The sequence below is a fragment of the Flavobacterium nitrogenifigens genome (assembly GCF_003254565.1).
Taxonomy (GTDB): Bacteria; Bacteroidota; Bacteroidia; order Flavobacteriales; family Flavobacteriaceae; genus Flavobacterium; species Flavobacterium nitrogenifigens.
Genome location: NZ_QJRI01000160.1, coordinates 31416 through 54035 on the forward strand (window position 1 = coordinate 31416; position 22620 = coordinate 54035).

10 protein-coding genes are annotated in these 22620 nt (G+C 39.8%); 5 read left to right on the forward strand and 5 right to left on the reverse strand.

Annotation, left to right across the window (positions count from 1 at the left end):
* Positions 1-31 precede the first annotated feature (31 nt).
* The 5 genes from DM397_RS03100 to DM397_RS03120 all read right to left on the reverse strand — a co-directional run bounded on the left by DM397_RS03100 (position 32) and on the right by DM397_RS03120 (position 10638).
* Entirely contained in the window at positions 32-2872 is a 2841-nt protein-coding gene (locus DM397_RS03100) for an RICIN domain-containing protein (RefSeq protein ID WP_111376136.1), read from the reverse strand.
* A 221-nt stretch (positions 2873-3093) separates the two neighbouring features.
* Positions 3094-4548, reverse strand: coding sequence for a cellulase family glycosylhydrolase (locus DM397_RS03105; protein WP_111376137.1), 1455 nt, complete (start codon positions 4546-4548; stop codon positions 3094-3096).
* A 91-nt stretch (positions 4549-4639) separates the two neighbouring features.
* Entirely contained in the window at positions 4640-5854 is a 1215-nt protein-coding gene (locus DM397_RS03110) for a glycan-binding surface protein (RefSeq protein WP_142479129.1), read from the reverse strand.
* 8 nt (positions 5855-5862) lie between these two features.
* The gene (locus DM397_RS03115) at positions 5863-7461 is read right to left on the reverse strand and encodes a RagB/SusD family nutrient uptake outer membrane protein (protein WP_239457781.1); all 1599 of its coding nucleotides are present in this window, start codon (positions 7459-7461) and stop codon (positions 5863-5865) included.
* Between the two features lie 3 nt (positions 7462-7464).
* Positions 7465-10638, reverse strand: a complete 3174-nt coding sequence (locus DM397_RS03120) for a SusC/RagA family TonB-linked outer membrane protein (RefSeq protein ID WP_239457782.1) — start codon at positions 10636-10638, stop codon at positions 7465-7467.
* 484 nt (positions 10639-11122) lie between these two features.
* Between DM397_RS03120 and DM397_RS03125 the strand changes: the two genes are divergently transcribed.
* The 5 genes from DM397_RS03125 (at position 11123) to DM397_RS03145 (ending at position 22574) form a co-directional block, all read left to right on the forward strand.
* Complete coding sequence (locus tag DM397_RS03125) at positions 11123-11527, forward strand: MarR family winged helix-turn-helix transcriptional regulator (RefSeq protein ID WP_239457783.1); 405 nt, start codon at positions 11123-11125, stop codon at positions 11525-11527.
* A 1-nt stretch (position 11528) separates the two neighbouring features.
* Positions 11529-11807, forward strand: a complete 279-nt coding sequence (locus DM397_RS23990) for a hypothetical protein (RefSeq protein ID WP_239457784.1) — start codon at positions 11529-11531, stop codon at positions 11805-11807.
* Between the two features lie 572 nt (positions 11808-12379).
* Positions 12380-14659 (forward strand): beta-glucosidase BglX, encoded by a 2280-nt coding sequence (gene bglX / locus DM397_RS03135; RefSeq protein ID WP_111376140.1) that lies wholly within the window; start codon positions 12380-12382, stop codon positions 14657-14659.
* Positions 14660-14897: 238 nt separating this feature from the next.
* Complete coding sequence (locus DM397_RS03140) at positions 14898-19022, forward strand: hybrid sensor histidine kinase/response regulator transcription factor (protein WP_111376141.1); 4125 nt, start codon at positions 14898-14900, stop codon at positions 19020-19022.
* Positions 19023-19475: 453 nt separating this feature from the next.
* Complete coding sequence (locus DM397_RS03145; RefSeq protein ID WP_111376142.1) at positions 19476-22574, forward strand: SusC/RagA family TonB-linked outer membrane protein; 3099 nt, start codon at positions 19476-19478, stop codon at positions 22572-22574.
* The last annotated feature ends 46 nt before the right edge of the window (positions 22575-22620 follow it).

The following is a 22620-nucleotide window of genomic DNA, read 5'->3' on the forward strand; positions in this document are numbered from 1 at the left end:
ACTCTACTGTTAGGACTTCTGTCAATTTAATTTATCTAGTTTTTTTAATCATTTTAAATGACTGGAGAAGATTGCCTCCAGTTCCTTCCACTTTTACGATATAGAATCCCGACTGAAGCGTATTCCCCATTGACAGCTGGCTTTGGTCTTTAACTTGGGCAGACTCAACATTTTTTCCGTTAATATCAAAAATTCGCACGCTTATCGGTTCCTTATAATCGTTTATTTCAATTTTAAAGCTGTTTGTAAACGGATTTGGAGAACAGATCACAGTAATTTTTTGATCTTGCAGGTTTTCTGCATTAGCATTTAACCTCAAAGTTGCGCCCGATACCGCAGTAAGAGACCATTGCTGGTTATTACTTGAACTAAGACTCCATTGGCTTAAATCTGCTCCGTTAGTTGCATTTCCTAAACCATCCAAGTACAATCCGGTCGCCTTGTTTTTAAACTTGAAATAACCTGAACCAGCGTCTTCTTGTATCCATTTTTGCGCTTCACTTCCACTATAGGCCCATTGTCCAGCGATTGATGGATTAGCTGTTCTGCTCATTCCGTCGATGTACAATCCAGTAGTTCTGTTTTTAATCATAACTTCGCTGCCGTTATACTCTAGAGCCCATTGCTGGGCACTGCTTCCGCTGTAGTTCCATTGTCCTGCGTTACTTCCATTTGTGGTTCTGCTCATTCCGTCTATTAGCAGTCCAGTGCTTCTATTTGAAATGGTGTAATAAGCTGCAGTTTCAGCAAGATCGTCACCATAAACAAGGCCTCTTCCAACAGTACTCATATATACGCGTCCGTAGATATTCATGTCTCCCATTACGAAGTTTCCGTTTCCTGTACCTCCATACTCATGCGCATCATCATTAACGCGAGTCCAATTGCTGCCTTGGTCTACAGAACGAAAAACTCCCGTAACGCCGCTTACAGTACCCCAGATATAAATAGTTGGATAAGAAGCGCCAGCCTTCGCTTTACCGATTCCGACTGCCGAAGCATTGCTTACAGCTGTTGAAGGTGTGCTAAAACTAGTTCCGCCATCAACTGACCTTATCAGCCCTCCATAATTCTTAGCAATCCACAAGTGCCCAGCATACCCAGGAACTGTCCTAATCAGGCTAGATCCTCCTGCTCCAACATTGGAAACCGTATTGAAAGAAGCTCCTCCGTCTGTACTTGCTTTTAAATCTCCGTTACTTCCGTTGTAGGCATAAAACTTGTTGTTCGTAACAGCATCAGATACCGGAATTGTATTGAAATTAATTCCTGTTACGGTCGTCCAGCCAGTTCCATTATTGGTGGAACGGTACATAGCGCTGGAGGATTCCGGAACATGCAGAATAGTTGCGCCGTCATACGAAAGCGCCACCGTTCCGCGTGGTCCTGCTAAGTTTGCGGTTGTCTTTGTCCAATCAGTTCCTTGATTGTTGGAATAATACATATATTCTCCAAGTCTTACAATTTTATTGGTATTTCCTGATGCATAAGCCAATCCAGATGTGGTTCCCATTGCTGGCTTATACTGCGGCGCATATACCGAAACATCAGTATGCTTAAATCCATCATAATCTCCAATAACACTCATTAAAGGTCCGCCAGGAATGCTTATTAAACCTAGTGGAACGCTCTCTTCAAGGCCAATAGCATCAAACTTCCACGAGGTTTTTGATGCATTAAGATCATCACAGGTAAAAATACCGTTTCCAGATATTACGCTTGCCTTATTGGTATTAAAAGGATTAAATTTGATATCGCCAGTCCAGTGAATGGATGCTGAAGATCCTGAAATCCAAGTACAGCCATTGTCCAATACGTTGATTCCTGAATTTCCAACCAGATCTCTCCATGATGCGCCGCCATCTGTGCTTAAAAAGAAGCGGTCTGCATAAATTATACTGCCCTGTGCATTAGTATACTGCGCCATATAAGTATTCATCGAAGAGGCAATCAGACGCTGCGAATTGGAAGGGTCAACATCAATTCCGCCAAAAGGCCCCGAAAAGCCTGATGGCGTAATATTGGTTAGAGCCCCTGCACTGGAAAGCTTCCAAATCTGTCCTGAAGAAGGGTTCCAAGGCCCTTCTTTATCAGCATACGTAATTAATAAAGCTCTGTTGGAATCCAATACTGCGCGCTGAGGCATATAATTTACTGTGGCTCCCGAAACGGCGTTCCAAGTATTTCCTCCATCCGAACTTTTATAAAGATTAGACGCCCCGGTTCTGGAAACGCCAGCATAAATAGTCTGGGTGATGCCTCCAGAAACTGATGCAGAATCAAAAATCACAAAACAGATTCCGTTGTCATTTGCTGTTGCCGTAACCGGAAATGACGATACCTTAGTCCAAGCCGAACCGCCATTAGTGCTTTTAAACAATCCATCGCGTCTGCTTCCGCAGAAAAGCACATTAGAATTATTGGGATCTACAGCCAATCGCTCGCCGTTAGATCTTCCCATACCGTTTCCATGCGCCTTAAATTGTGAGGTTACTATAGTTTCAGTAAAATTGGCCCCTCTGTCGGTTGATTTTAAAATCGCTGTTTTCTGCCCATTAAAATAATCGGTTCCCACCAGCATATATACCACATTATTATTCTGAGGGTCGATAGCCAATGATTCCACTCCCTGATACCCCAGCTGGTCTACACTGGTCCAATCCAACAAAGGTATCCATCTGCTGCTGGATGAATCCCATCGATAGGCTCCCCCCACATCTGTACGGGCGTATTTTAAATTGGCATCTGTTTTACTTGGAATAATGCCGGTAACAAAACCTGCGCCTCCAATCTGAACATTTTTCCAAACACTTTGGGCTTGGGAAACGAAAACTGATAAAATCAATACGCATAATAAGTAAGCTTTTTTCATTTTGATTTGTTTTTAAAAGTTTAAAATATTATCATCCTTACAATCTATTCTTACCTGGCCAATACTTTTAATTCTCAGCATTTTGGCATTGATAAGAGCTGCCGCATCAGAAATGCGGCAGCATACTGCATAATGTAAAAGCAAAAAATTCCCTTATTCCAGGAATGGCCAATAAATGCCTAATCCTGAAAAAAACTTTGAAAGAAGGCTATCTTAAAATTTTAATTAGCCCCTGCTTTAATGGCATCTATCGTACGTTGATCTTTTACAGTAAAATTACTCCTGTCTATAGCTGCTCCTGTATCCCACCAAAAAGGTTTAATGCCGCGCGTTAACGCTTCTTTGGTTGTAAAGTTTATCCAATAGTCCACCGAGGCGTTATGCATGGCCAAATCTTTGGGAAGATAAGCAGGATCGCTACGTCTGTAAGCGCCATACTCTCCCATGATAACCGGTATCCCTTTATCAACAAATTTAGTTTTCATCTTGTTGTAATCAGCAATTATCTCGTCCTCTTCTCCGTATGTGGCATTACGCTCAGGTTCAATGGCTGAATGATGGCCTTTACCCCAGTAGTAAATCAATTTGCCCCAGCTCTCATCTTTATTCCCGATACAAAATTGTGATGGCGTATAGTTATGCACCTCAACCATAAGGCGATTTGGCACCTGATCTGTAGGAAGCGTGTCCATCAGGTCAAATGTCAATCCAGGATTTGTTTGAGGACCTTGAACGATAAGAACTCGGTGACTGTTTCTTCCGCCTGTAGAGCGAACAGCTTGAACAAACGTCTGGTGGTATGATGCTAATACTGCCATCTCCTCATCATTCTTAGCATCCGGTTCGTTAGCGCTGGCAAACATCAAGTGCTCGTCAAAATCACGCATTGCGGTAGCGATTTGCTCCCATAATGCTTTTTGTTTGGCATTGACAGCCTCCTGCTTTGCTTTAGTGATGTTTTTTTCCAGCCATCCGCCGTCCCAATGGATATTAAGCATAACATATATGTCATTATTCACACAATAGCCTACAACCTCTTTTACCCTTTTGATCCAATTTTGATCAAGATGTGCGGTAGCTTCGTTGTCAAGATGAAAATTCCAGGCGCAGGGTATGCGAATGGCAGAGAAACCCAATTGCTTTACAGCTTTTACATATTCCTCTGTGATCACTGGACTACCCCAACCGGTTTCACCGCCTGGCGCTTCGAATGTATTCCCAATGTTCCATCCCAGTTTAAATTTGGCAGCCAATTCAACCGCTGTGCCCATCCCTATAGCATCAGCCGGCTTTGGAGATAAATTATAACTTGGATACAAATTGCCGGTTTGCGTTACTGTTATGCGCCTGGCCTGTCCGTTATCTGCTGTAACAGTCAGCACAGCCGAACGGCTAACTCCGCTGTTATTGGCAGAGGCTGTAAATGAGGTCTTCTCCGTGCCTTGAACCCCGCTTAATTTGCTCAACTGCAGCCAAGATGAGGCTGAATTTGTTATAGTCCATCTACTGTTTGCTTCAATGCTAATTGGTTCAGATGTGCCTCCTTCGGGCATAAAAGAAACTGATTCTGACGAGACCGTCAAAAACGGCTCTTCATCTGCATTTTTAGAACAGCTAAATGAAGATGCGCTGATCATAAAGAGCAGCAGCATCTGATATAAAAATTTATGTTTCATTTTATTTATTTTAGAATTAATGAATTTTATTTAAACCCTGCGAAAAAATTCAAGCATTTAGAATATCCGCAGGCTTAATTCTTTAATTGCTTTACTCATTAATAATTTTTACCACTCTGATATTATCAAAAGCAGCTTTAAAAGCTATATTTGATGCCCCGTAATTATGCAGATATATCTGACAATCGGATTTTCCTTCTGCTCCAATCAGGGCTGTAATATTTTTCACGATGTCACCTTTTCCATTTCCTCCATCACGAAACTCTGCAAAAGGAATCGTTACAGTCTGCCAGCCTGTTGTTTTAAAACCTGTTGGAGAACCTTGCCAAGGCTCATATCTTGCTAAATAATTTCCTGTTGAGGTAGCAACCATTATAGAACCGCCCAACCAAGGATTTGGAACGTTTATTTCAAATTTTAAAGCCCAATTATCAACAGGATCTGAAAGATTTTCGGCAGGTATCCATTGTGTTTGATCAATTCTGACCGCATGGCTCCAAGATTGCCCCTCTCCAGCGGATAAAGAAGCAAAATCCATAACAAAGAAATTCGTTACATTTCCTCCATGAAAATTAGAATTACCCGCGCCACTAACAACTTGCGCACCTCCCCAATATGGCCAATTGAAGATATTATCTGCATTTGATATCACACCAGTTGTTTTATCATTCACATTAAATGCGGTAAGAATTTTACCTGACTCTGTTGTTATTTTTAAAGGCCCGCTTGTCGCAATACTAGGCATTATAAAACTGACTGATGTTCCGTCATCTGAACCTGTAAATTCCTGTACTGACACGCCTGCAAAAATCAGTTCGCTGATATGGAACAAATTTGTTCCGTACACAACCACCTCTTCTCCCGGCAGAGCATTTTCATTTGATATGCGATCCAGAGCGGGAGGTCCAGCTACAATATCAATATCAAAAACCACTTTTCCACTTGGAGTGACAAGCTCAATGGTGTTTAAATCATTTTCAGCAACAGAAGGAAATGGAATCACTGCTGGCACCTGTACAACTGCATAATTGTCTGCAAACAGCCCGCCATTAAAATCGACCGCTATACCATTGAAGGCAATCTTTACGGCATCCTTTAAATGGGATCCTTTTAGGACAACCCACTGTCCCGGAACCAGTTTATTAACCAATGTGTCATTAGGAGCCGCCGCATAATTGCGCACTTCTGTGATCTCCGGCCCAGAACCTGAATCTTCATCATTGTTGCAGGACACAAACATTGCCGCCACAAGCATCATGCTTGCAAAAAAAAGACGTGCAAAACTATTGTCTATTATTTTTTTCATAACTGTCATTATTTATAGTATGGAACTGACGGTTCATTTAGTTTAGGATTCACTACAACTTCTGTCGTTGGAAGCTGCAGGGTAAAAGTGGCAGAGGTTGCAGGCGATATCGTTCCGATAGGATCGTTTGGCGTTGCTGTTTTTGAATCCTTATTATAATCAAACAATACTCTCTGCTGATCACTTAAAAGCTGCACTGCTTTTTGGGGGTTATAATACGAGAGCCTTACCAAATCATACCAATATTGCCCCTCGCAGGCAAACTCCACCCTTCTTTCGTTCAAAATGATATCTTCATTAATCGAGGTAAGAGGATCCACACCTGCGCGCGTTCTTACCTTATTAAAATATAGGAGCGCATCGGCATCACTTGTTGAAACATCATTTCCAAGCACTGCTTCGGCATATACCAGATATACATCTGCAAGTCTGAGAAGGGCATTATGCTCGATAGATCCCAAATAAGACATAGCAGGAGAATTATTGTCGGCTTCATTGCCTATGATATGCTTTTTCATTCCAGGAGAAGCAGCCGTATAACCGCCTCCCGCAGCATTAAGCTCAGGATAATGGTCTCCTGGCAGCATAAAGCTCGCTTTGCGTCGGATAGAATCCTTCTCTGTATAGGCTAAATACAAATCGTAGCTCACGCCTGGAGAACCCCAAGCGCCCCCTTTTTGAGGATTAATGTCATTGCTCGGCGAATAGGTCAGCAGATGATTGCCCTGCATCCATTCGGTAGTGGCAGACCACTGCAGCGCAAAAAGCGATTCCTGATTGTCGTTAAACTTGGTCTTAAAAAGATCTGCATAACTAGGCAGCAGGCTTAGCCCGCTATTTGCAATGACATCTTTGGCATAGGTCTTTGCCAGATTTAAATACTCCTGATTGCGGCTTCCTCCCGGCTGGCCAACTCCCGCTCTAGTCAGATAAACCTTGCTTAACATTCCTTTGGCAGACCATGATGTAACTCGGCCCGGCTGATCGGTTTTAGGCAGTTTTTCCGCCGCAAAAGTTAAATCCTCAATTACAAATCTGTACACATCCTCTATTTTATTTTTATTGATTAGAGGCGATTTTATCAGTTTGGTATTATCTTCTATAATAGGCACTTCTCCCCAAAGCATGGCCAAATGATAGTAAGCCATGGCACGTATGAATCTTGCCTCGGCTATCGCCGCATTTTTATCTGCAGCTGAAACTGTTGATGGGGTTCTCTCATTAATGGCATTAATAGTCGTATTGCAGTGTGCCACGATAATGTAAAGTGCCGCCCACCCCGTTGTCAGTCGTGCATTGGATCCCGAAAGGGTAAAAGTATTGAGCTGCACCAGATCGGAACCCTGATACTGCAGAATAAGATTGCCGCTTAATATATCTCCTAAAGGCAGATAAGCCGTATTATTCCATTGTGCCCATATTCTTCCTCCATACAAGGCAGCAGTAGCCAAACGAAGCTCCTCTTTTGTCTGGTAAAAGTTCTCTGTACTTATTTCTGATTGCGACGGACGATCAAGAAAATCGTCTTGGCATCCAGCAAGCACTGCTGAAGCCAGCAGGCTTAAAATGATATTTTTATAAATAGACCTCATATTGTTCTGTTTCATTTTTTAGTTAGTTAATCCCAGATTAAGTCCAAATGTAAAGCTTCGGGATTGCGGATAGAAACCATTGTCAATTCCCGCCTGCAGAGGATTCCATGAACCCACCTCCGGATCCATTCCCGTATAGCTGGTAATTAAAAAAGGATTGTTGACATTCACATACAGCCTAAGGGAGCTTATATGAATTTTCTTCATCATCTCACTTGGAAAAGAATAGCCTAAAGTCATGTTTCGGCATCTTATAAAGGAACCGTTCTCCACATATCGGTCAGAAAAACGGTTGTTTCTGTTGCTGTCATTATTTTTCAATCCCACAATAGAAGTTTCCGGATTGGTCACATACACGTTATTGACATCTGAAGCTGAACCGTTAGGATCAATTAAGGCCAATACAGCGTGATCTTTTAAAGACTTCAAATAGCCGTTATTGGTAAGCGGATTGTCTCCATTGATTCTCATTCCGTTCACGACCTCGCTTCCCTGGTTGGCTGTAAAGAAAATATTCAGATCAAAACCTTTGTAGGTGAAAGTATTCCCAAGTCCAAACTGAAATTGCGGAACAGGCGATCCTAAAAATGTCTGATCTTTTTCAGTGATCACGCCATCTCCGTTAAGATCTTTGAATTTAAGGTCTCCATACCATACACCGCCCGAATTGGGAGTAATCGGCAGCACTGTTCCGTCAGTATTGGTTGGCAGTGCATGGTTTTTAAAATCTTCTGCCGTAGCAAATACGCCATCTACTTTGTAACCGTAGAATGCTCCAATGGAACCGCCAACTACAGTTCTAGACACAACATCTCCTCCATAGTATCCTGGAAGGAAAGCTCCGTCTGTATTTAATTTCATCACTTTATTTTTATTGTGGGATAAAGTAAAATCCGTAGTCCATGTAAAATCTCCACGCTCCATATTTTTTGAGCTCAAATGAAGATCTATACCTCTGTTGCGGACCTGTCCAATATTTACATATGGGGCATTGATGGCTCCGGGAGAATACCCCACAATGGTACCTGAATATAGCGGAAGAGGAATCTGCATCAATAGTCCATCAGTCATGCGGTTATAAACATCAACAGATAGATTAAGCTTCCATCCAAACAGCGCGGCATCAAGCCCTATATTTCCGTATTTGGTTTTTTCCCATTCCACTGCGGGATTTGCAATATTGGTAGTCATTTGCGCGTTGCCTGAAAGCCCTGTTGATACCGATTCTAAGGTTGACAGGTAGGCATTGTTTCTGACATTTTGATTGTTGGTAAGTCCATATCCTGTTCTCAATTTCAATTCATTGACTATTTTAGAGCCTTTTAAGAATTTCTCATTGTTTAATTTCCATGCAAACGCTCCAGAATATGTGGTTACCCAGCGGTTGTCAGGTGCAAATTTTGATGAGCCGTCAGCACGGATATTTGCCGTAAAAAGGTATCTGTCATCATAGATGAAATTCAAACGCCCAAAATAGGATTCCAGTGCGCTGTCCCCTTTGGTGCCTCCATTGGTTGCAGTGGTCATATCGCCGCTTCCGATATTGGTCACATTGTTGGAAATGAAATTTCTTCTGCCCGCAGAAACATTTTCAAACTGTGTAAGCTGCGCCTCATGTCCTAAAAGGGCATTGAAATTATATTTTTTATTAAAGACTTTTGAGTAGGTGAAGAAACTTCTAAATGTGGTAAAATAATCCTGATTGTAAGAGTAAAAAGCTTCATTGGTCACTTTTTCGGCTAGTCCGAATTTATAGGTCGGGCTAAACCTGTCTTCTGTCTTATAGAGGAAATTACCTGAGATCTCATTACGGAAAGAAAAGTCTTTTGTGAAAGCGATATCGATATAAAAATTGCCAAAAAACTGATTTCTCTTTGGATTATTTTTATTGATAAGCGCCAGTGCATAAGGATTTACACGCTTTGCAATCCATCCTTCGCTGCTTTCTTCCCCTGCAAAGCTTCCATCGGCATTTCTCACGGGAATGTCCGGTGTCTGGCTTAGCGCTTCCTGAATAACGTTTGATCCGGTAGAGTTCACATTCTCATCAATGTGGGTCAGCTGCAGGCTGGTTCCTAGCTTTAGCCAGCTGGTTGTCTTGTTGTCCAGATTCAATCGCACTGATGCTCTTGTAAATTCAGATCCCAAGGCTATACCTTCCTGATTAAAATACGATCCTGAAAGCAGATACTGCGTTTTTTCAGAACCTCCGCTTAAAGTTAGGACATGATTCACCATAGGGGCTTTGCGAAACAATTCTTCCTGCCAATTGGTGCCCTTACCTAAATATTTTGGATTGGCAAACTCCGGCCTATCATCAAAACCCCATACTGCCGCTCTCTGATTAATAAATGTGGCATATTCCCTTAAATCCATGGTCGGATACTGCTTGATAAGCTCTTGGAATCCTGTTGAAACCTCATAGGTTATTTTAGGAGCTCCTTCCTTGCCTCTTTTGGTGGTAATCACAATTACGCCATTTGTGGCCTGCGAACCATAAATTGCAGTTGCCGAAGCGTCTTTCAATACGTCAACCGACTCAATATCCGAAGGACTTATGGTCGCTAGCGGATTGGTGCCATTGCCGCTGTCAAAACTCTGCCCAATGATTACCCCGTCAATTACATACAATGGCGAGCTGCTGCCAAAGGAAGACATGCCTCGTATCTGTATGTTTACACCCCCTCCAGGCTGCCCCGAAGTCTGCTGCACCACCACTCCGGCAACTTTTCCCTGCAGCGCCTGATCGAAAGTAACAGGCTGCGTCTTGCGGAGCTCGTCACCGCTTATGGAAGATATGGCTCCTGTAAGATCTTTTCGTTTGGCTTTTCCGTATCCGATCACCACTACTTCATTTAGCGCTTTTAAATCCTCTTTCAATTTGATTGTGAGCTCGGCATCGGTAATTTTCACTTCCTCCTTGACAAAGCCCAGATAGCTAAATACAACCGTTTCACCTACTCTAGCGGTAATGGAAAAACCTCCATCGGCATCTGTTGCTGTTTTCTGATTGGTTCCTTTAAGCTGGACATTCACCCCAAAAAGAGGCTGGCCATCTGTTTCCGATGTGACAGTGCCCTTAATTTTTTTCTGGTCAGAATTTTGGGCTGACATCAATCCGGCATACAATAGCATCGCTATTACGATGCCTGCATTAAAAAGACTGCAGCTGCGCTTTTTAATGCATCGCATTTTTTTTTCATTCATAATTTGGTTGGTTAGGTATTAGTTAATAAGCTGGTTTGCCTCTTTAGAAAAACCCTTAGAGACAGGGAACAAATTAACAATAAAGACTAGCCAAACTACGGTTCTATTTGTATCAAAAAAAGGGTCTAATTGTAATTATTACAGAACTTATGACAAAAAAAAGCTGCTATTTATTTTATTAAAATATTTTATATCTTAATTTTTTATGATATTATCAATACAAAATACTAAATCAATAATACCTCAGAAAGCAGCTTATGCAAAAGGATTCGTGATATACCCATTATAAAGCCTAAGAGTAGGTTTAGCAGACAAAACATCGGCTCTTCTAAAAAACGCAATCTTTAAAAAGCCAAACTGCTATTTCAATAATTCACTTATCTTTTCCACTAAGATATTTAGCAAATGAGAGAAATTATTATAACTGATTTACTGTTAAGTTTTCAGGCTGCGAGCAGAAAGTATTCTGATGCATCTGCATTTATGCATGCTGCGATTGCACGAAAAGCAGGGCTTTCGGGAACCGACCACAAATATTTTAGGGCTTATTCTTCCCTACAAATCTACAACCGCGGGAGAAATTTCAAAACTTACAGGTTTAAGCACAGGTGCCGTAACGGGATTAATAGACCGATTGGAAAAAATGAAGCTCGTGGAAAGGCATTTCACCAAAGAAGACCGAAGAAAGGTCATCATTGTTCCAAATGTCGAAAACAGCATGAAACTTCTTAAGCCGTTTTTTGATGAACTGCAGCAGAAAACTATGGCATTGCTTGCCACTTTTTCAGAAGAGCAGATCAAAACTATAGAAAGCTATTTTATTAAAGCCACAGCCATAATGGAAGAAACAAAAGATAATTTAAACAAAAAATAATATGGGAGGTCTTACTGCAAATTACCTGACTAGAGCTGAAATATGGCTCTGCATCACCACGCTTATCTATTTTTTAATGAATGGCGCTCAGATTTTCGAAACTCTGGTTTTTGTGCCTAAATGGACCGAATCGGCGCCTGAAAATTTTAAGCTTCTGCTTGATGGAAAAGGCGCAAGCCTGAAAGTTTTCTGGATTATATTTCATTCTCTGCATGAAATCGCCTTTATCCTTGCCATTATTTTCTGCTGTAAATTGACCCTGTCAGAAACTGGCTTTTAGTTTTATTTGCTGCACATTTTGCAGTTAGAGCATGGACGCTTTCCTATTTTGCACCAAACATCATTGATTTTCAAAAAATAGCAGAAAACCCTTCACTTGCAAAGGATCTTGCAAAACGAACTTCCCTTTGGCAGACGCTCAATTATATCAGGGTTCCTATATTTCTTGCCATTTCCTGCGCATTAATTCCGCTCTGCATTAAATTATTCAGTCTAAGAGCATAACAAAAGGCAGTGTAGATTTACACCGCCTTTTGTTTTATGCTAATTAGGTTCCTTTTTTATCATTGCACTGATATTTTATAAAAAGCATAGCTTAGAAAACACTCATGCAGTCTAATGCCGCTTATCTTTTGTTCTTGCTTATCTCGAAGGCTGAAAATGCATCATTTGTCGCACATAATGCTTCAAATTTATTACCCAGACTGCTTTGCTAAAAGTACATTTACAGCCTTTAATTTTCTGCCCATGCCATTCTAAGATGATTTTTTGGCATTGAATATAAACTGCGCAGAAAAACAGCATTAGAAAGTGACCTAATTTAATCTCAATAATAAAATTAAAACCGTAATGATGAAAAAGCAAATGAAACGATACGCATTTTTACTGCTGGCAATTTATGGAACCAGTTATGCACAGACAAAAAAATATCTTGACCCGACCAAACCGACAGAAGAGAGAATTTCGCTTTTAATGAAAGAAATGACATTGGAAGAAAAAGTTGGCCAAATGAATCAGTACAACGGTTCATGGGATGTTACCGGACCTAAACCTGAATCGGGCTCTAATGAAGAAAAATACAATAATATCAAAAAAGGATGGGTTGGCTCCATGCTAACTGTTCGAGGCGTAAAAGAAGTGAGAGCCGTGCAAAAAATTGCTGTTGAAGAAACCCGTCTTGGCATTCCGCTCCTTTTTGGTTTTGATGTAATCCACGGCTACAAAACCTTAAACCCAATTCCATTGGCTGAAGCTGCCAGCTGGGATTTGGAAGCCATTAAAAATTCGGCTGGCGTAGCTGCTTTAGAAGCATCTGCTTCTGGATTAAACTGGACTTTTGCCCCTAATGTGGATATCTCAAATGATGCAAGATGGGGAAGAGTTATGGAAGGCGCCGGTGAAGACCCTTATTTGGGAAGTAAAATTGCCACAGCAAGAGTTAAAGGTTTTCAAGGCGAGCGTTTTGACCATACCAAAATCATCGCCTGTGCAAAACATTTTGCCGGTTATGGTTTTGTAGAAGCAGGCCGAGATTACAACAGTGTAGATATGAGCAATTCTAAACTATACAATACGGTGCTGCCTCCTTTTAAAGCGGCAAGCGACGCAGGAATCCGAACTTTTATGAATTCATTCAATACCTTAAACGGCATTCCCGCTACAGGAAATGTTTTTTTACAGAGAGATATTCTAAAAGGCTCATGGGGATTTAAAGGATTTGTGGTTTCTGATTGGGCATCAATAGCCGAAATGATCACACATGGCTATGCCGCAGATCGTGCCGATGCGGCTAAAAAAGCGGCTCTCGCAGGTTCTGATATGGATATGGAATCGAATATATATGTTACAGAACTGGCTAAACTGGTAAAAAATGGATCGGTAAAGGAAAGCGTGATTGATGATGCCGTGCGCAGAATCCTTCGCGTGAAATTTGAACTGGGCCTTTTTGACGACCCTTATAAATATTGTGACGAAGCTCGCGAAAAATCAGATATTGGCAGCAAAGCAAACAACGACGATGTTCTGGATATGGCCAAAAAATCGATTGTGCTATTAAAAAATGATAAAAATCTTCTGCCTTTAAAAAAATCGGGCGCTAAAATTGCTTTAATCGGCGCTTTGGCCAATGATAAAAACAGCCCTCTGGGAAGCTGGAGAATCGCCGCTGATGACAACACCGCAGTATCGGTTCTGGAAGGAATGCAGCAATATAAAAACAGCGCATTAGTTTATGAAAAAGGGACTGATGTCGCTACAAACAAGCAATCCTTTTTAGACGAAGTGAAAGTCAATACCACTGATTTTTCCGGATTTGAAGCGGCAAAAAAAGCGGCAAAAGAGGCTGAAATTGTGGTAATGGTGCTGGGCGAAATAGGCTTTCAAAGCGGTGAAGCGCGCAGCAGAACAGAATTGGCGCTTCCAGGAAATCAGCAGCAATTGTTAGAAGAGGTTTATAAAGTAAACCCAAATATTGTTTTAGTCTTAAACAACGGACGTCCTTTGTCCATACCGTGGGCGGCAGAACATATACCTGCTATTGTTGAAGCTTGGCAATTGGGAACGCAATCTGGCAATGCGATTGCACAGGTTTTGTACGGAGACTATAATCCGAGCGGCAAGCTGCCGATGTCCTTTCCAAGAAACGTAGGCCAATGCCCTATCTATTACAATCTGTACAATACCGGAAGGCCTACAGACAAAGACAATAATGTTTTCTGGTCGCACTATTCTGATGTCGAGAAAACTCCTCTATACCCATTCGGCTATGGATTAAGCTATACTTCTTTTGACTATAAAAACCTGAAAATTTCAAAACCTTCTTTTCAAAAAGGGGAAAAAATAGAAATCTCTGTCGATGTGGCCAATACAGGAAAGTTTGATGGAAAAGAAATCGTCCAGCTCTATATAAATGATCCTGTTGCCAGCATTGCAAGACCTGTAAAAGAATTAAAAGGCTTTGAGCTGATTGAATTAAAAAAGGGAGAAACCAAAACAGTCCAATTTATCCTAACAGACAAAGAACTTGGCTTTTATGACAACGACGGCAAATTTTTAGTAGAACCCGGCCAATTTAATATTATGGCGGGCTGGAATTCCAATAATGGGCTTACCGGTAAATTTGAGCTAAAATAAAACCAGAAAAATAAAATCCAAAGAATAATTCTCTAAACAAGAACAAAATATCCTTTAAATTTATATATCCTGAGTACGATAATTCCTTAATTGGTTCATAATCGCACTCAGGATTTTGGCAATATGGCAGATTTGAATAAAAAAAAATAAGTGTTCAAATTAGTTTTATTAATATTGTTTCCCATATCCTAAAAAAATCCACTTAAACAAATCGGATAATGCATACTGTTATATCTAAATGAAAAAGACAACTTATATCCTTATGTGCTTCTTTAGCATTGCAAACTCGCTGTTCTCGCAAGGCAAATTTGACAGCTACCAGTTTAGAAGCATACAAGAGACCGCTTCAAAACGGGCTGTTTCTTCCATCATTCAGGATAAAAATGATTTTATATGGATCGGCACAAGCGGTGCTGGCCTATATAGATACGATGGCGTAAATTATTTCGGATATAAATACGAGAACAAACCTGGTTCGGTAAACAGCAATTTTATCTATTCTACGTTTATAGATTCCAAAAATAACCTCTGGGTGGGCACTGATCAAGGGTTATGCTTATATAACAGGGATTTGGATAACTTTACCCGAATCAACATTGAGGATGCCATAACACAAGGATACACGCAGCCCATCACTATAAAAACAATTATTGAAGACAACAGCGGCAATCTATACTTAGGCGCTTACGGTTTTGGGCTATTCAAACTCAACATCAAAACCTTAAAGGCTTCTTTAGTGCATTCAAAAGTGCTCGACAAACCCAATTTTCTCATAAAATCTTCGGTTAAAAACAAACAGGGAACTATTTATTTAGGAACCAGTTACGGGCTTTTAGAAATTGACGCCAATGGAAAAGCCAAACAGGTTTATAAAGACAGATTTAAACGCGAACCTCTCACTAACGACATTGAAAGTCTTGTTATAGACAAATTTGGATACCTATGGATGGGCACAACCGAAAACGGCCTGATAAAAATTAAGCCTGAAACAGATAATTATCGGTTTGAAAACTACGCCATTACCAAAAATAAAATCCTATCAATCGTGCAAAGCAGTTTGGGCTACATTGTCTGCGGCACCGAAAATGATGGGTTGCTTGCTGTAAATTATAAGGGAGAAGTGCTAAAAAAGTACCTGCACAGCAAGTACAATAGCGCCAGCTTAAAATCCAATTCGGTTTGGTCCTTGTACGAGGACAAAGAAAAAAGACTCTGGCTAGGATATTTTAACAAAGGGCTTGGCGTTTTTGACAAGCCCAATAATAAATTCAACTCGCTGGAATCGCTTGCCAGCAATGAAAATTCCCTGCAGACAAGCTATGTCACTTCGGTTGCAAAAGACAAAAAAGGAAACCTGCTCATTAGCAATGAAGGAGGAGGACTTGACATATATAACCTTGCCAATAAAAGCTACATTCACGTTAACAAAACAAACCAAAATTATTATTCAGGTCTGGATGCTGTCGATATTCAAGCCATTTTTATAGACAGCAGACAAAACATATGGCTTGGAAGCTGGGATCGCGGCATCTATTTCTTAAAAAACGGAACTTCAAGATTTATAAACTATAATACAGCAAATACGCCTGGATTAAAATCAAATCGGATTTTCAGTTTTTCTGAAGATTCAAAAGGCCGAATCTGGATCGGAACTTTTATAAAAGGACTTCATTATTTTGATAATAAAAACAGCACATTTGTACACTGCGATTCGGAACCGTTTATCAAAAACGGTTTGGATAATGCTTTCATCCGTAAAGTTTTTGTGGACTCTGATAATGTTTTGTGGGTCGGTACAATCTTAGGATTATATAAAATCAATATAAAAGACGAAGCTGGCTTCAAAGTGGCAAAAATGCGCGATGCCATGTTCGGAGGCATAAATAAGAACAATAGCATCCAAACTATTCTATCTATTTATGAATCTAATGACAAAACGATATGGATAGGAACAGATGCTCAAGGCCTGTTTAGCTACAGCAAAAAAAACAGGACATTCTCCAATTATGATGATTTTCCCGGATTTGAGGAAAAATCAATTCGCGCTATAATTTCAGACAATAATGGCGCTTTATGGGTAAGCGGCGGATCCGGGCTTACAAAACTTGATCTTAAAAACCGAAAAAGCACCAACTTCAATAAAGATGATGGTCTTATTGATAACGATTTTAACAACAATGCTGTTTATAAAGACGGGAACGGAGAACTTTATTTTGGAGGTTATGAAGGAGTCAATTATTTTAATCCAAACGAAATTAAAAAAGCAGAAAAAGCCCCGCGCCTTTATTTCAGTGATTTTAAATTATTCAATAAATCAGTAAAGCCAAATGAAGAAGGCTCGCCATTAAGCAAGGTAATTTCACAGACTAAAGAAATTGCGCTTAATTACACGCAGTCTGTTTTTACCATCGAATATGTGGGAATCAATTATAATTATTCTAAGAAAAACCAATATGCGTATTATCTCGAAGGCTTTGAAAAAGACTGGAACTATGTAGGAAATAACAGAACAGCAACCTATACCAATCTGGCTCCGGGAAATTATACCTTTAAAGTAAAATCGGCCAACGCGGACGGCACTTGGAGCGGCAATCAATTAGAACTGAAAATAAAGGTGCTTCCCCCTTGGTGGAAAACCATTTGGGCTTATCTAATCTATTCTTCTATTTTAATTTTCCTGATCCTTTATCTTAACAAGATCTATCAAAACCGTTTCAAAGCGAAACAGGCTATCATTCTGGAAAAGGAAAAGAACATTCAATTGGAGAAATTAAACAATAAAAAACTGCAGTTTTTCACCAATATCTCGCATGAATTCAGAACTCCTTTAACGCTGATCATTAATCCGCTGGAAGACATTTTAAAAAGCAAAAAAATATCTCCTGAGATCCACAATAAATTAAAAATAGTGCACAAAAGCTCCGACAGGCTCTCCAGACTAATTAATGAGCTTATGGATTTTAATAAATTGGAGTTTAATAAAATTTCGCTCCAAGCCAAGAAAGTCGAAGTCGTATCGTTTACAGAAGCCGTTATAGGCTACTTTTATGAAGAAGCCGCTGCCCGAAACATTGCTGTAAATTTTGAATCGTCCGCAGACGAGCTCGAAGATTGGCTGGATCCTAAAATGCTGGAAAAAATACTGTTTAATATTATTTCGAACGCATTTAAATTTACCCCTGATAATGGTTCGATCCATATTTCCATAAACGCATCAGAGACCGAAAATGCACTGATAATTGACGGAAATAAAGTTCCATCTTTCTCGATAACCATTGCAGATACAGGTTCGGGAATACGAAAAAAAGATTTGAATAAAATTTTTGACCGTTTTTACCAAGTTAATAATCTCAATAAGGAATATTACGGAAGCACAGGAATTGGCTTGGAGGTTGTAAAGGAATTTGTCGAACTTCATAAAGGAAAAATTGAAGTTGAGAGCCAAGTTGGCCAAGGCACAAGCTTTAAAATAACTTTTCCGCTAGGCAGCTCGCTATATAAAGGAAGTGAGGTCATCGATGAGAAATATAAAATAGAGAGTAAAAACGAACTTCTATCTGAACCTGTTCAAGATGAGATCGAATCCAATTCTGAAGCAGAAACCCAAAAAGCCTATACCGTTTTAATTGTAGAAGACAATACAGAGCTGAGAAATTATTTAAAACAGGAACTTAGCAAGTCATACAAAGTAATTACAGCCGAAAATGGCCAAAAAGGTTACGACCTTGCCGTACAGAAATTGCCTGATTTAATCATAACCGATGTCATTATGCCAGTCATGGACGGACTGGAACTGTGCAAAAACATAAAAGGCGATTTAAAAACAAGCCATATTCCTTTATTGATGCTTTCTGCCAAAGCAATGGTAAAAGACCGACTCGAAGGCATCGATTCGGGGGCTGACATGTATTTAAGCAAACCTTTTGAACTGGACATTCTAAAATCGAGTCTGGCACAGCTTATCACTAGCAGACAGATTATGTTTAAGAAATTTTACAGCGGCATCACAAAGCAGGGGAAAGAAAAAACAACCTCGCTGGATAATGATTTCATCCAAAAAATTCTGCATTTCATTAATGAGAACATCAGCGAGCCTGAATTGACGGTCGAACTCCTTTCTTCTAAAATCTTTTTAAGCAGAAGCCAGCTGTATCGAAAAATAAAAACCTTAACGGGTGTTTCTGTCAATGAATTTATCCGAAATGTGCGATTAGAAAAAGCAAAACAGCTCATAGAACAGGGCAATAATAATATCAACGAAATAAGCTTCAAAGTAGGTTTTACTTCTCCCTCCTATTTTGCCAAATGCTATAAAATCAAATACGGCCATTTGCCCACTCAGGAAAAAAGAACCAAAGAATAGCAGAATATCCATAATTAAACATCAAATGGCAGAGAGCTTCGGTTTACACCGAAGCTCTTTTTTTTGTCAGTGATTTTTTTCAAAATCGAAGCTTTACATTTTCAGCTGAAAATCAGCAAATAAAAATTAAACCCTTAATATTTTGAACAAACAATATTTTTTAGTCTAAAAAATTATCAATACTTCAGAAGCTGTTTTAATGCCTACAGGGATTCATTTTAGCATTTACAGGGCTTCAGAAGCGCTTTTTGCATCATCTGTTGCACAATATGCATCATCTGTTCTACAATGCAACAACTCTAGAATATACTTTCGTTAAGAAATATTTAAGAAAAAAGTTTAGCCAACCCAACTCAAAACAATCTCTTGGCAAAACACCCAAATTTTTAAATGTTTTTCTTAAAACTTAACGAATTACTAATTATTTCAATTTAAACTAAACAACCAAACTTTATGCAGAAAAAAACATTAAAAAGACTATTGTGCTTAATAGTATGCTTGTGGGGAAATTTTTTCTTCGCTCAAACTGTTAAAGGTAAAGTAACATCGGGAGGAAACAGTCTTCCAGGCGTTAGTGTGATAGTACAGGGCACCAAAAACGGAACGGTCACGGATTTTGACGGCAGTTTCGTATTGAATAATGTCGAGCCAAAAGCAATGCTGCTTTTCACTTATATAGGATACAAAAATTTAATCCTTGAAGCTAAACCCAATATGCAGGTGGTGATGGCGAGCGACCTCGAAAAATTAAACGAAGTGGTCGTTATCGGATACGGGACATCAAAAAGAAAAGACATAAATGGCGCAGTATCTTCCATTAAAGCTTCTGAAATTCAGGATAAGCCATTTATTTCCATTGATCAGGCTCTTGTTGGTAAAGCCGCAGGTGTGAATGTTACGCAGAACTCTGGTACTCCAGGCGGGGGAATCTCTGTTCAGATTCGAGGAATTACTTCCATTAACGGGAATGAGCCTTTATATGTGATCGACGGAACGCCTGTTTTTGCAGACAAGAACAATGATTCCTTTTCGTTTAGCGCTCTAGGCGGAGGAAACGGACAGACTAAAAATTCCGCTTTGTCTGGATTGAATATTTCAGATATAGAGACGATCGATATCTTAAAAGATGCTTCTGCAACAGCCATATATGGTTCAAGCGGTGCAAATGGAGTGGTTTTGATTACCACTAAAAAAGGAAAAAAGGGAAAATCTAAATTTACATACGAAACCTATTTAGGCACTCAGCAGATAAACAATACGGTTGATGTTTTAAACCTGCCCCAATATGCAGCTTATCAGGCAAAAATCTACAAGCTAAACGGAGAGCCAGTTCCTTATCAATATCAAAAGCCCAATCTGCTTGGAAACGGCACAAATTGGCAGGATGAACTTTTCAGAACTGCAACCATGTACAATCACCAGCTTTCTTTCTCTGGAGAAAAAGATGGAACACGCTTTTACACTTCTCTAAATTATTTTGACCAGGAGGGTATTGTTTTAAACTCAGATTTCAACAGATTGGCAATGCGTTTAAATGTAGATTCTAATGTAAAATCTTGGCTTAAAATTGGCAACAACCTCTCAATAAGCAAATCATCTCAGCAAGTGGTAAGAAATGATGACAGAGGAGGATTGGTTATGAACGCCTTAAGACAGTCTCCAGAATTGCCGGTTAGAGCTGCAGACGGTTCTTATGCTGGGCCAACATCCGGTTTGGGATCATCGGCAAATGAAGCCACTAACCCGATTGCCTTATCTGAATACAATAATGCCACTACAGAAAGATTTAAAATCAATGGAAATCTATTTGCTGATTTTACTATTTTAAAAGGATTGGTTTTCCGATCAGAATTAGGATACGATTTGAATTTCTCAAAAAACAGCACTTTTGTGCCTAAATACACTTTAGGAAACGTAACGGAACTTTTAAACAAATCCTTCAAACAGCAAGATCAGAGCTATTACTGGAATATCAAAAACTATCTGACTTACAGCAAAACGCTAAACGAGAAGCATAATTTTACTTTTTTACTGGGCCAGGAAGCGCAGGAAAGCTATTATGAATATTTAAGCGGCTACAGAACAGGCGATTTCCTAAATAAAGATTTCACCAACCTGAATATCGGTGATATTGCCACTGCATTAAACGGAAACGGTTCAGGACGCTGGTCTATGACCTCTTATATTTCAAGATTAAACTACAGTTTTTCTGACCGATACTCTTTTTCCGCTTCTTTAAGAGCAGATGCTTCATCCAACTTTGGACCAAACCACAAATGGGGATATTTCCCTTCATTTTCAGGAGGATGGACAGTGAGCAACGAAAAATTCTTTGAGTCTTTGTCAAAAAGCGTCAATTATCTGAAATTCAAAGCCGGATATGGTCTTGTAGGAAATCAAAACATTCCGGCAAACCGATACCAGACCATTTTATCGCTGCTAGCATCGCCATTTGGCGGGGTTTCGCCAACGATCGACAATTTAGGAAATCCAGACATAAAGTGGGAATCTCTTAAATCTTTCAATACTGGTTTTGAACTGGCTATGCTTAACAACAGAGTGAAATTAGATTTTGACTATTACATCAAAAATTCGTCAGATTTCCTGACCAAACAAATCAACGATGAATCCAATCAAAGTGCTCTTAACTATTATTTGAATACGGGCGAAATTGTAACCAAAGGGATTGAGCTTACTTTAAATACAAGAAACATCGCTGCAGAAAATTTTAGCTGGGATACCACGATCATTTTTTCAAAATACAATAATGAACTGACACGTTTTCAAGGTCAGGGCAAATCATTGTTGGGAAAAGTGCAGTTTGATTTATACAACGTAACCAGAACTACCGAAGGACAGCCTGTAGGACAATTTTATGGCTATGTAACAGATGGCTTGTTTAAAAATGCTGCAGAACTGGCAGCCGGACCAATTCAAGAAGCAGGAACGGGTGTGGGAGACATTCGATTTAAAGATCTTAATGGTGACGGAAAAATAGACAGTAAAGACCAGACGGCCATAGGAGATGCCATTCCAGATTTTACCTATGCTATTACCAATAGCCTTAGATACAAAAACTTCAATTTTTCGGTTTCTTTAACAGGAAGCCAAGGCAACAAGATCTACAACTTTACGCGCCATTATACTGACGGCATATATCCTGGCTTTGGAGACCGATTTGGAAACGTAAGCACACAGGCCATGGAGGCTTTTGAACCTGGAGTGAATGAAAATACCGATGTTCCGAGAATCACCCTTAATGATCCAAATGGCAACGGAAGAATCTCGAACAGATTTGTTGAAGACGGTTCTTATTTAAGAATCCAGAATGTTTCTTTGAGCTATGATCTGCCAAATAAAATTTTCGACAATTCCATTATATCTAAAGTAAGATTGTATGCTAACGTTCAAAACTTGTACACGTTTACAAAATATACCGGATTTGATCCAGCTCTTGGAAACCTGGACCAGAATATAACACTGAGCGGTATCGACTTAGGGCGTTATCCTGTGCCAAGAATAACTTCCATAGGGGTAAATTTAGAATTCTAAGCTTTATAAAAACACATTCAACTTAATGACTTGCAGTCATTAACAA